This window comes from Sphingobium sp. SA916, assembly GCF_002894065.1.
GTDB classification, from domain to species: Bacteria; Pseudomonadota; Alphaproteobacteria; order Sphingomonadales; family Sphingomonadaceae; genus Sphingobium; species Sphingobium fuliginis.
Genome location: NZ_LXYF01000022.1, coordinates 81,479 through 93,793, shown reverse-complemented (window position 1 = coordinate 93,793; position 12,315 = coordinate 81,479). Strand labels below are relative to the sequence as shown.

10 protein-coding genes and 2 tRNA genes are annotated in these 12,315 nt (G+C 65.2%); 9 read left to right on the top strand and 3 right to left on the bottom strand.

What is annotated here, in order from left to right:
- Positions 1-204: 204 nt before the first annotated feature.
- On the top strand, positions 205-1,485 hold the full coding sequence (locus A8G00_RS04350; protein WP_025552082.1) for a hypothetical protein: 1,281 nt from the start codon (positions 205-207) through the stop codon (positions 1,483-1,485).
- Positions 1,486-1,591: 106 nt separating this feature from the next.
- The gene (locus A8G00_RS04345; protein ID WP_103000158.1) at positions 1,592-2,860 is read left to right on the top strand and encodes a hypothetical protein; all 1,269 of its coding nucleotides are present in this window, start codon (positions 1,592-1,594) and stop codon (positions 2,858-2,860) included.
- A gap of 207 nt (positions 2,861-3,067) precedes the next feature.
- Here A8G00_RS04345 and A8G00_RS04340 read toward each other — a convergent pair whose 3' ends face one another.
- A complete protein-coding gene (locus A8G00_RS04340) occupies positions 3,068-3,541 on the bottom strand; it encodes an Lrp/AsnC family transcriptional regulator (protein WP_025551551.1) in 474 nt (157 codons plus the stop codon).
- Between the two features lie 222 nt (positions 3,542-3,763).
- Between A8G00_RS04340 and A8G00_RS04335 the strand changes: the two genes are divergently transcribed.
- From A8G00_RS04335 to A8G00_RS04305, 7 genes are all read left to right on the top strand, one after another.
- Entirely contained in the window at positions 3,764-5,455 is a 1,692-nt protein-coding gene (locus tag A8G00_RS04335; RefSeq protein WP_103000157.1) for a HAMP domain-containing sensor histidine kinase, read from the top strand.
- A gap of 50 nt (positions 5,456-5,505) precedes the next feature.
- The gene (locus tag A8G00_RS04330; protein WP_103000143.1) at positions 5,506-6,543 is read left to right on the top strand and encodes a polysaccharide deacetylase family protein; all 1,038 of its coding nucleotides are present in this window, start codon (positions 5,506-5,508) and stop codon (positions 6,541-6,543) included.
- A gap of 25 nt (positions 6,544-6,568) precedes the next feature.
- Positions 6,569-6,644, top strand: a tRNA-Ile gene (locus tag A8G00_RS04325).
- A 436-nt stretch (positions 6,645-7,080) separates the two neighbouring features.
- Complete coding sequence (locus tag A8G00_RS04320; RefSeq protein WP_099185786.1) at positions 7,081-8,361, top strand: CmpA/NrtA family ABC transporter substrate-binding protein; 1,281 nt, start codon at positions 7,081-7,083, stop codon at positions 8,359-8,361.
- A gap of 14 nt (positions 8,362-8,375) precedes the next feature.
- Entirely contained in the window at positions 8,376-9,332 is a 957-nt protein-coding gene (gene ntrB, locus A8G00_RS04315; RefSeq protein ID WP_253257918.1) for a nitrate ABC transporter permease, read from the top strand.
- 17 nt (positions 9,333-9,349) lie between these two features.
- Positions 9,350-10,153, top strand: a complete 804-nt coding sequence (locus A8G00_RS04310; RefSeq protein ID WP_103000141.1) for an ABC transporter ATP-binding protein — start codon at positions 9,350-9,352, stop codon at positions 10,151-10,153.
- 68 nt (positions 10,154-10,221) lie between these two features.
- Positions 10,222-11,505 (top strand): alginate export family protein, encoded by a 1,284-nt coding sequence (locus A8G00_RS04305; protein ID WP_103000140.1) that lies wholly within the window; start codon positions 10,222-10,224, stop codon positions 11,503-11,505.
- Positions 11,506-11,846: 341 nt separating this feature from the next.
- Here the strand turns inward: A8G00_RS04305 and A8G00_RS04300 are convergent.
- A tRNA-Pro gene (locus A8G00_RS04300) sits at positions 11,847-11,923 on the bottom strand.
- 131 nt (positions 11,924-12,054) lie between these two features.
- Positions 12,055-12,267: a hypothetical protein gene (locus A8G00_RS04295; RefSeq protein ID WP_007689093.1), complete on the bottom strand. Its 213-nt coding sequence runs from the start codon at positions 12,265-12,267 to the stop codon at positions 12,055-12,057.
- Between the last annotated feature and the right edge of the window lie 48 nt (positions 12,268-12,315).

Below are 12,315 nucleotides of genomic sequence, written 5' to 3'. Positions count from 1 at the left end.
CTCGCGCCCACGCGCGCACGCGACGGGAATGAGCGGTATGGACCATGAGCCGCGCGATCGGCGCGCCAGATTGTTTCGCGCGATCCGTTCCTTGGGGCTGACAGGCGGTTAACTGGTGCATATAGGTCGTTCAAACGTTATTCACGCGCCGACCCCTAATCGGCGTAAACAAAGGCCGCCTGTCCCCCGGGCGCAGAGGAGAAGATGAACATGCGTTTTGTTACCCCCGTGGCGCTCGCGCTGACTCTCGCGCTGGCTGGCGGCGCCGTTTCGGTTCCGGCATTCGCGGCCAAGAAGGAAGAGAAGAAGGGCGGCGCGCCCAAGCTGAACGTCTCGCCCGACGTGGTCAAGGCGCTGCAGACCGCGCAGCAAGCCGCCGAGAAGCAGGATTTCGCAGCGGCAAAGGCCGCGCTGGCCGACGCCGACAGCAAGGCCAAGTCGAACGACGACAAATATCAGATCGGCGCCATCAAGCTGAACACCTCCATCGCCGGCAAGGATGCGGCGATGCAGAGCGAAGCGCTGACCCAGATGCTGGACAGCGGCCTCACCCCGCCGGAACAGGCCGGCCAGTTCAACGCCGTCGCCGCCGACCAGGCGCTGCAGGCGAAGAATTACGATCTTGCCATCACCCGCGCCCAGGCCGCGGCGCAGGCCGGTTACAAGCCCGAAGCGGTGAACGTGACGCTGGCGCAGGCCTATTTCGGCAAGGCCGGCACCGCCAACGCTTCGGTCGAGCCGCAGCGTGGCCTGAACCAGCAGGGTCTGGCCGCGCTCAAGGCCGCGGCGGACGCCACCAGGGCCTCGGGCGGCCAGGTGCCGGCGCAATGGTACCAGATCGGCGTCAGCCGCGCGGCGACGGCGAAGCTGCCTGAAGTCACCGAATGGGCCAAGATGGCCTATCAGGCTGCGCCCAGCGGCGAAAATCTGCGCACGCTGATCCGACTGTTCCAGCAGGCCAATCCCAATATCTCAAACCGCGAGAATCTGGACGTGCTGCGCCTGATGGCGACCTCCGGCGGCCTGGTCGTGGCGCAGGATTATCTGGAATATGCCGAAATGGCGTCGAAGACCGGCATCTATGGCGAAGTGAAGTCCGCGATCGACGCGGGCCGCGGCAAGGGCGTGCTGAACGCCAGCCAGGGCGGTGACCTGTACCAGCCTGCCGTGTCGAAGATCGCGGGCGACAAGGGCTCGCTGGGCACGGCAGAGGCCGATGCGCGCAAGGCGGCCAATGGCAAGATCGCGGCGGCCACGGCCGACGCCTATCTGGGCTATGGCGACTATGCCAAGGCGGCGGCGATGTTCGAACTCGCCAAGCAGAAGGGCGGCGTCGACGCGGACGAGATCAACACCCGCATGGGCATCGCCAAGGCGCTGGGCGGCGACAATGCTTCGGCCAAGGCGGCTTTCCAGTCGGTGCAGGCCGGTTCGCGCAAGCAGATCGCCGATCTGTGGCTGGCCTATCTGGCCACCAAGGCCTGATCTTTGCCTGATGGAGGCGCGCTGCCCGGTCCGGGCGGTGCGCCTTTTCCATCTTCGAACATGATGACGGTCTGGCCGGAGCCAGGCGACAAGGGGGATGGCTGACATGGCCATGATGAGACATTCGAATCTGACCTGCGGGCTGCTGGCCGGCGCCGCCCTGATGGCGGCCGCGCCCGCCGTTGCGAAGAAGCCGGCCGTCGGCCCCGCGATCCAGATGTCGGACAGTTTCCGCGCCGCGACGCAGGCGGCGGACAGCGCGATCAAGGTCGGGGATGTCTCGACCGCGCAGGCCCAGATTTCGGGCCTGATGCCGGTCAGCGATTTCGAGGCCTATGTGGCGGCTGGCCTGCGGTTCCAGCTGGCGGTGCTGAAGGTCGACCGGCAGGCGCAGCGGGTGGCATTGAACGACATGTTCAAGACCTCCTCGGTGCCCAAGGGCGATATGCCGCGCCTGCGCTATATTGCGGGCTATCTGTCCTACATCGTCGGCAATTACGACGATGCGACGGCGCAGCTCGATTACGCCCGGACGCTCGGTTACGATCCGATCGACGCCACCATGCTGCGCGCGGACATCGCCATCCGGCGCAACAAGCCCAAGGATGCGCGAGGCTTCGTGCAGGAGGCGCTGGCGCGGCAGCGGACGGCCGGGCAGCCGATACCGGCCGCCTGGTACGACCGGGCGATCTCCATGGCCTATCAGGCAGGGGACTGGGCGGAGTTGGGGGCGTTGTATCGGGAGCGCCTTGCCCATTATGATTCGGCAGGGGAATGGCGGTCGGCTCTCGCCAATTACCTGGCGGCGCCCGGCATGGATGCGCAGGTGCAGCTCGACCTCTATCGCCTGCAGGCGGCCAATGGCGCCATGGCGAGCGAGCGCGACTACCAAGCCTATGCGCAACTGGCCGACAAGACGGGCTATAGCGCGGAGACCAAGGCGATCATCGAGGCCGGTCGCTCGGCCGGCAAGCTGACGCCGACACAGGCGGCGACGGCGCAATTGCTGAAGAGCGCCACGCCCAAGGCTGCGAAGGAAATCGCGGGCCTGCCCGCTGCGGCGAAGAAGGCGTCGGCGGCAAAGGACGGGTCGGCAGCCATGGCCGTGGGCGACACCTATTTCTCGCTCGGCCAGTTCCCGCAGGCGGTCGAGCAATATCGCCTTGCCCTGAGCAAGGGAGGCGTTGATGCAGGCAAGGCCAATGCACGGCTTGGCGTGGCGCTGGCGCGGTCGGGCGATCTGGCCGGGGCAAAGGCCGCACTGGGACAGGTGACGACGGGCAACTGGGCGAATGTCGCTGGCTTCTGGTCCGTCTGGGTGGATCAGCAGAGCAGGAAGACGGCCTCCATGCCGACGGTGACGCCTGCGAGCTGAGGGAGAAGCCGGGCTGCTTGTGGCCGGAATTGGCCAATCCAAGACATTCCCCTCCCGTAAACGGGAGGGGTTAGGGGTGGGCGCGAGCGGAGCGAGCTTCTGACTTAGCCGTTGCAAATTCCCGCTGATGTCGCGCTAGCCCACCCCCTAACCCCCTCCCGCCTGCGGGAGGGGGAATGGCAGGAAACCAACCCTGACCGTCACCCTTCAAACGGGAAGCGGCACGCCCGGCAGGTTCTTGGATGTCCTTATGGTGAGCGAGGTCTTCACGCTGACCACATTGGGGGCGGGCGTCAGTTTCGACGTCAGGAATTGCTGGAAGCTTTGCAGGTCCTTCGCCACCACCTTCAGGATGAAGTCGATTTCGCCGTTCAGCATATAGCATTCGCGCACCTCAGGCAGGGTGGCGATGTGGTCCTCAAATGCCTTCAGGTCGGCTTCGGCCTGACTCTTCAGGCTGACCATCGCGAAGACCGTGATGGTGTAGCCCAGCATCGATGGGTTGACCACGGCATGGTAGGAACTAATGGCCCCGCTTTCCTCCAGCGCGCGGACGCGGCGCAGGCACGGGGGAGCCGTCAGGCCCACCTTGCGGGCCAGCTCCACATTGGTCATCCTGCCGTCGCCCTGCAATTCGCCAAGGATCTGGAGGTCGATGTCGTCAATATTGGGGCCGGCCATTATTCCGCTTATTTCCTTGCCAGTTAATAAGGCGTTACCATAATAATATTTCAGGACAATGCAATTGTCCCACTATGCGACGTTCGCATAAGAACCCGTCCGCGGCCCTTCCCCTTTGCGGCGCGAAGCATTATTCCTGTGTAACGATCTCTCCGGCGGAAGGTTTTTCAGCGCTGCGCCGGGGCTGGAATTTGGGGAATTCGGGTGCGCTTCAACGATCTCATGCAGACGGTTCTCGCCGCGGAAGGACGCAGCGGCATCGGGGCCGTCACGCTTTGGCGGCAATGCGTGGATCTGCTGGCGCAAAACGACCGGCACGACCGATCGATCATGTCCGATGCGGAGCGGGCGGCGCTGCTGGAACGGTTGACCGGACTGCTGCCGAAACTGTCGGAAACGCAGCGGATCGCGACGGTCGTGGAATTGGGCGGTCGGTTGCGGTCGCCCACGCTGGTCGAATTCTTCGCCAATGACCGCCCGGCGATTGTCGCCGCCGCCATGTCCCGTGCGCGCCTTTCCGACGCGGCCTGGGTCGAGATGTTGCCGCGCCTGACGCCGACGGCGCGTGGCGTGCTGCGGTCGCGGCGCGACCTTGGCCCGGCGACGCTGCAGGGGCTGGAGGCGTTCGGTGCGACCGACCTGGTGCTGACCAGCGATGTCGCGGTCGAGCAGGAAGACATGCTGCTGACCGAGGCGATGATCGTTCCTGCCGATCCGAAAACCGACCAGCCGCAGGCCGGGCCGGTCGAGGAGGCGGAGGAGGATCGCAGCCAGATCCGCAATCTGGTTGACCGGATCGCACGCTTCACCAGCGCCCGGCGCGCAGGCGACGCGGACGAAGCGCCGCAGCGCCCCGCCATCACCGGGCCCCGCGCCTTCGCCTTCGAAACGGATGCGTCCGGAACGATCGTCTGGATCGACCAGGGACCGCGGGCGGCGCTGATCGGTCTCGCGCTCAACGAGACGGCGCTGGAAGGCGGCAGCGGCCCGGATGGCCATGTCGCGGGCGCCTTCATGCGGCGCAGCGGTTTTCAGAACGGCCGCTATACGATCGTCGGCGGCACGATGGCGGGCGAGTGGCGGCTGTCGGCCACACCCTTTTTCGATCCGCGCTCCGGCCGCTTCCAGGGCTATCGCGGGCAGGCCCGGCGGCCTTATCTCCACGAAGTCGCCGCCGAACCCCGCGTCGAGCCCGTGTCCATCGCCGGTCTGTCCGCCGATTCGATCCGGCAACTGGTGCATGAACTCCGCACGCCGCTGAATGCGATATTGGGTTTTGCAGAGATCATCGAACAGGAACTGTTCGGTCCGGCCGGTCCCGAATATCGCGACATGGCGGGCAAGATCGCCGTGGATGCGCGGCATCTGCTGACGGCCTTCGACGATCTGGACCTTGCGGCGCGCGTGTCGCGGGGCGAGGGCGGGAACGAGGCGCCGCGCGCCGTCGACCCCGCGCTGCTGGTGACGCAGGTTTCGGCGCGCTTCCGCGAGCAGGGGGACAGCGCGCAGATCGACATCGCCATGGCGCGCGGCCTGCCGATGGTGCAGATCGATCCGGTGCAGGGCGAGCGCATGATCCAGCATCTGCTGCGTACGCTCATATCCGTTGCACCGGCCGGGGAAGCGCTGACCGGCGCCTGCTGGTATCAGCCGGACGGGGCGGAAGGCCGCGTGGTGTTGGCCATCGATCGGCCGTCGACGCTGGCGGGGATGGAGGAGGACCGGCTGCTCGATCCGGGCTATATGCCGGACGGCAATTGGGCGGACGGCCCGCTGCTGGGCCTTGGATTTTCCCTGCGCCTGATCCGCAGCCTGGCGACGGGGTGCGGCGGGGCGCTGGACGTCGAACCGGGCCGTTTCCTGCTCGCCGTGCCGGCCATGGCGGAGACGGAGGATGCCGTCGGCAGCGCCTGACTTCGCCGAGCGAAACCCTATCGCAACCAAATCCGGGTAGCGGTGGCGGGATGACGACGCTTTTCCATGACGGCAACCTGCTCCGCGCGCCGGCGGCGGAGGACAGGGTCACGCTCGATCCGGACTTCGGCACGCGCTTCATGCTGTTCGTGGATACGGAGGAGGAGTTCGACTGGAACGCCCCCTTCCGCCGGACGGGGCATGGCGTGACGGCGCTCGACGGAATGGCGCGCGGCCAGGCCTATTTCTCGGCCGCCGGGGTGAAACCCGTCTATGTGACCGACTATCCCGTGGTCGACAGCGACGCAGCGGCGGAACTGATGGGACGTTGGCTGGCCGATGGCGCGGCCGACATCGGCGCGCATCTGCATCCCTGGGTCAATCCGCCGCATGTCGAGGAGGTGACGGCCGCCAACAGCTATGTCGGCTTTCTGCCGGAGGCGGTGGAGCGGGCGAAGCTGGAAGCGCTATGCCAGCGGATTGCGGAACGTTTCGGCGCTCGCCCCATCGCTTACCGGGCCGGCCGCTACGGTGTCGGGCCCAATAGCGCCCGCCTGCTGGAGGAGGCGGGCTTCCGGCTGGACAGTTCGGTCCGCAGCCGCTTCGATTATGGCGGGCAACATGGTCCGGACTTCCGGGGCTTGCCGCAATATCCATATTGGGCCGGACCCGGGCGGCGCCTGGTGGAGCTGCCGCTGTCCACGGCCTTTGCCGGTCTGCTGCGCGGGGGTGGCGAGCGTCTGTACCGCGCGGCGCAACTCATGGGACCGATGGCTGGCGCATTGGCGCGTACCGGGATGTTGAGCCGCATACCGCTGACGCCCGAAGGGATCGACGCGCAGGAGGCGATCGCCGCAATCGACGCCCTGTTGGGGGAGGGCGTGCCGGTGCTGAATTTCAGCTTCCACTCCCCGACGCTGGAGCCGGGGCATACGCCCTATGTTCGCGACGAGGCGGACAGGACCGCCTTCTATGGCTGGTGGGACGCAGTGCTTGATCATCTGGACAGGCGAAATGTTCGCCCCGCGACGCTGGATGCGTTCCTTAACGCAGTCCAGCCGCGAGGACAGGCTTGCCAAGCGGCCTGATGCTGCCTATCCGGGCAACAAGGTGGGGCCTGTAGCTCAATGGTTAGAGCTGGCCGCTCATAACGGCTAGGTTGCGGGTTCGAGTCCTGCCGGGCCCACCAATTTCTTCACACCGTCGATCTGCTTGGCCAGACATATCTTGCGCAAGCGTGCAGGGTTCATGACGCCTGCCGCCCGATCTGGAAAAGCGCAGGGCGGTTATAATTTGTGCAACGCAAAAATTTCGCTTGCGACTCGGATGAATCGGTGACAGCTTCCCTCCCGTCGAAGCAGGGGCGCTTCGGCACATAGGTTGAGCCTGCCGATGACGGTCAGGGTTCAGCTTCGGTTGATGAAAAGACCGACATGGCAATGACGCCGCCTGGACAAGGTCCGATGACCTTCGTTCCGGCGGCTTTTTTATTGGGTTTTCGCTGGCGGCATGGATGCTGCCGGGCGGCTTTCGGCATCGATTTTCGTGCGCTGGATCGCTTCCGGCGATGGCTGGTTGCGCGCTGCTTCCGGCGGTCACGGGCAACAAGGAAAGGACATCAGGGAATGGCAGAGGGGGATAATCAGCATGGCGTCAGCCGGCGCGGGCTGCTGAAGAGGAGCGGTACGGCGGCGCTGCTCGCTGCGGTGCAGCAGGCATTTCCATCGGGGGCGTTCGCGGCGGGTGCGGGGCCGGAAGTCACGGGCGCCAAGCTGGGCTTCATCGCGCTGACCGATGCGGCGCCGCTGATCATCGCCAGGGAACTGGGCTTCTTCGCCAAATATGGCATGCCCGACGTGCAGGTGGCGAAGCAGGCGAGCTGGGGCGCGACCCGCGACAATCTGGTGCTGGGAAGCGCGGGCGGCGGCATCGACGGGGCGCATATCCTGACGCCCATGCCCTATCTGCTGACGCTGGGCGCGATCGGCAAGGCGACGCCGATGAGCATCCTCGCCCGCCTTAATGTCAACGGCCAGGCGATCTCCGTATCCAAGGAATATCTGGGGGCCAGGGCGGACCTCAACGCCGGAAAGATGAAAGGCGTGATCGCCCAGCGCAAGGCGGCCGGCAAGAAGATCTCCATGGCGATGACTTTCCCCGGCGGCACGCATGACATGTGGCTGCGCTATTGGCTGGCGGCCGGCGGGATCGATCCGGACAAGGATGTCGAACTGATCACCGTGCCGCCGCCGCAGATGGTGGCGAACATGAAGGCCGACACGATGGACGCCTTCTGCGTGGGCGAGCCATGGAACGACCAGCTCGTCGCGCAGCAACTGGGCTACACCGCCGTTTCGACCGGCCAGATGTGGATGAACCACCCCGAAAAGAGCTTCGCCATGCGGTCGGACTGGGTGGCGAAATATCCCAGGGCGGCGCTGGCGATCACGGCCGCGATCATCGAGGCGCAGCGCTGGGCGGACAATCCCGGCAATATCGCGCGACTGGCCGGGACGATTGCGGGGCGCGATTATCTGAAGTGCCCGATCACCGACATTGCCGACCGCCTGCAGGGCAATTTCACCATGGGCGACGGACGGAAATTCCCGAACGCGGCCTTCAGGATGAAGTTTTTCGCGGGTTACGCCTCCTTCCCCTACAAGAGCCACGATCTCTGGTTCCTCACGGAGAACCAGCGCTGGGGCAAGCTGCCCATGACGTTGGATAGCAAGGGCGTGATCGCGAAGGTCAACCGGTCCGACATCTGGCGCAAGGCCGCCGCGATGCTGGGCGGCAAGGGCCCGGCCAGCGACAGCCGCGGCGTCGAGAAATTCTTCGACGGCAAGACCTTCGATCCCGCCAACCCCAAGGCCTATCTCGCCAGCCTGGCGATCAAGCGCGTCTGATGAAGGAGATCAGCATGGCATCGCCATCGCCCGGCAGGATGAGTGGGCCGTCGGCTTCGACCGGCGGGTCCAGCACCGAATTGGGGGTCATCCTGCCCTATCCCGAGGAAGCCATCGCCCGCCGCAGTTTCGAGCCGGTGGCAGCGCCCGAGCATCCGCTGATCCGCGCAGCGCGATCCGTGGCGGCCAGCATGCTGCCGACCATGGTGATGATCGCGGGGCTGCTGGCCTTCTGGCAGTTGCTCTGCGGATCGCCAAGCGCGACTTTCCCCAGTCCGCTCGCCCTCTGGCAGGAAAGCCATGACGTCATCATGCATCCGTTCAAGGGCGTGGAGATCGGCCTCACCCATTTCAGCATCCAGGACGGCGGCGACGTCGGCATTGCCGGCCATGTGCTGACCAGCCTCAGCCGCGTGCTGATCGGCTACAGCATCGCGGCGGTGATCGGCGTGGCGCTGGGCATCCTGATCGGGCAAAGCGTCTTCGCCTTCCGCGCGCTCGACCCGCTGTTCCAGGTGCTGCGCACCGTGCCGCCGCTGGCATGGCTGCCGATCAGCCTCGCCATCTTCCAGCAGGCGCAGCCCTCCGCCATCTTCCTGATCTTCATCACCGCGATCTGGCCGATCATATTGAACACGGCGGCAGGGGTGCAGACCATTCCGGCCGCCTATCGCAACGTCGCCAAGGTGCTGGCGCTCAATCCGATCGAATATTTCGTGCGCATCATGCTGCCCGCCACCGTGCCGCACATGTTCACCGGTCTTCGCATCGGCGTCGGCATGAGCTGGCTGGCCATCGTCGCGGCCGAGATGGTGCAGGGCGGCACCGGCGTCGGCTTCTTCATCTGGGACAGCTACAACAGTTCGCTGCTGACCGACACCATCGTCGCGCTGATCTGGATCGGCATGGTGGGCTTCGCGCTGGACCGCATCGTCGCCTTTGCGGGCCGCATCATCGGCCGCGCAGGCTGACAGGGGAGGGCATTTTCATGAAACAGCGCAGCTATCTCGCGCTTGAGGGCGTCACCGTCGAATTTCCGACCAGGGCAGGGCGCTTCTGCGCGCTCGACGGGATCGATCTGGAGGTTGAAAAGGGCCAGTTCGTGGCGCTGATCGGCCATTCAGGCTGCGGCAAGTCGACGCTGCTCAATGCGGTCGCCGGGCTGGTCGAGCCGACGCGGGGGGCGATCTTCCTCGACGGCGAACTGGTCGACGCGCCGGGGCCGGACCGGGCGGTCGTCTTTCAGGACCATAGCCTGCTGCCCTGGCTGACGGTCGAGGAGAATGTGCGTCTGGCCGTCGACAAGACGGCGGGCGGCAGGGACAGGGCCGAACGCAGGGACTGGGTCATGCACAATCTGGAACTGGTCCAGATGGCCCTTGCCGCGGGCAAGCGGCCGGGCGAACTGTCTGGCGGCATGAAGCAGCGCGTCGGCATCGCCCGCGCCATCGCCATGAACCCACGCGTCCTGCTGATGGACGAACCATTCGGCGCGCTGGACGCGCTGACACGGGCGGCGCTTCAGGACGTGGTCATGGATTTGCAGGCGCGGCTGAACAACACCGTGCTGATGATCACCCATGATGTCGACGAAGCGGTGCTGCTGGCTGACCGGGTCGTCATGATGACCAACGGTCCGGCGGCGCGGATCGGGGAGGACCTTGCCGTAGCGCTGGCCCGTCCCCGGAACCGGCTGGAGGCTGTCGACACGGCCGAATATGCCGAAGCGCGTTCCGCCGTCATCCACTTCCTGCACGAGCGCTACCGCAATCCGGCGACGCTTGCCGCCTGAAATCCGGTTTGGAGAGGACGCCCTGAACAGGCCCGGAAAGGCCATCGGGAGCAAATGAAGGGGGATTTATGAAGAAGGTTTCTTTCCTGTTTTCGGCGTCGGCCCCAATAATGGGACTGTCCGCGATCGCGGCGCCGGCGCTGGCGCAGGATGTCGTTTTCAAGCCGATCGTGGAGGCCCGCTTGCGGTACGAAACGGTCGATCAGGCGGGCCCGGCGCCGCTCAGCACCAGCCGCGATGCCCATTCCGTGACGATGCGGCTGCGGGCGGGCGGGGAGGTTTCGAAGGGTCCCTGGGCCTTCCTGGCCGAAGCCGAAGGCACGCTGGCGATCGATGAGGACTATAATAGCGGCGTCAACGGAAAGACGCTCTATCCCATCGTGGCCGATCCGGAGACGGTCGAGGCCAACCGGGTGCAGATCCAGTACCGCACAAAGCCGCTGATCGTGACCGTGGGCCGTCAGCGGATCAACCTGGACGACCAGCGTTTCGTCGGCTCCGTCGCCTGGCGGCAGAATGAGCAGACCTTCGATGCCGTGCGCATCGAATATATGGGGATCAAGAACCTGAAGGTCGACCTCAGCTACGCGATAGCGGCGCGGACGATCTGGGGCATGGACGGCGGCAAGTTCGGTTCGGCCAACCGGCCAACGGACATCAAGGGCGACGATGTCTTCGCCAACATCTCCTACAAGACCAAGCTCGGGACTTTGACCGGCTTCGCCTATCTGGTGGACGAGGATGAGGCGGTGGCCGCGCTGAGGCGCAACAGCAGCCAGACCTATGGCGTGCGCTTCACCGGTGCGCAGCCGCTGGCGAAGAAGGTGAAGCTCAGCTACCTCGCCAGCTATGCGCGGCAGAGCGACCATGCGACCAATCCCATCGATTATTCGGCGGATTTCGTCACGGCGGAACTGGGGCTGGACATTGCCGCCTTCAAGCTGACGGCGGGCTATGAATTGCTGGGGTCGGATGCGGGCGCGACCGGCATCGCGGGCGGTTTCGCCTTCCAGACGCCCTTTGCCACGCTGCACAAGTTCAACGGCTGGGCCGACAAGTTCCTGACCACGCCCGGCACCGGCATTCAGGATTATTATGCCGGCGTCGCCTATAGCGTGCCGAATGTAGGCAAGGCCGGACCGCTGGTCGCTTCCTTCATCTACCACCGGTTCAGCAGCGACCGGCTGTCGATCCATTATGGCGACGAATATGATACGCAGGTGATGCTGAAGCTGAACAAGCATCTGAGCGCGCTCGTCAAATATGCGGATTATGATCGCAAGGGGATCGCCAGCTACACCGGCGATGCCGACACCAGGAAGTTCTGGGCGCAGATCGACTACGCGCTCTGACATTTGCCTGCGGCTCCAGGGCCGCCGTGGCGGGCCATCGCTGCCGGATCAAGGGACCGGCGGCGGTGGTCTTCACCTGTTGCCAACGCCTGTTGCCACCGCCCGCTGCCGGGCTGCTCCGGGCCGCTTTGGCAAGGGCGCGGCATCGGCGGAACCTCCTGGCTTCCCTGCTCGTTGAGCCTGCGAAAGCAATAGCAGGCGATGGAGGATCGACAGGATGGGCAAAGGCATTTTGCTGTGGTTGCTGGGCGTGCCCATTCCCATCATCATTATCCTGTGGCTGCTGTTTCGCTGAACAGGCCGTCGCTCGGCCTGCCGGAAGAGCCCGGTATCCAGGGTAATGGTCGGGGAGACAGGATTCGAACCTGCGACATCCTGCTCCCAAAGCAGGCGCGCTACCAGACTGCGCTACTCCCCGGCGCTCGCGGGCCTTAGCGGCGAAGCAGGCCGCACGTCAATCGCGCTTTTGGCCCCAATCCCGCCCGCATAGAAAAAGGGCGGATCGTACCAAGACGATCCGCCCTTTCGAAAATCTCGCTGGAGCGAAGATTATTCGGCGTTCGCGGCGTTGCCGGCGACGTTCGCAGCGTTGGCGGCGTTGTCGGCAGCGTTCGCGGCGTTGTCGGCAGCGTTGGTGGCGTTTTCGACAACGTTCTCAACAACAGCGTTCGAAGCGTTCGCGGTCTCGTTGGCCGGCTTCTCACCGCAAGCGGCGAGGGCCATCAGGCCGGCCGAAGCGAAAACAACAGCGATCTTCTTCATTGTGTACGGCTCCCATAGCATTTTGCCGCGTCGTCACACCAAAATCGT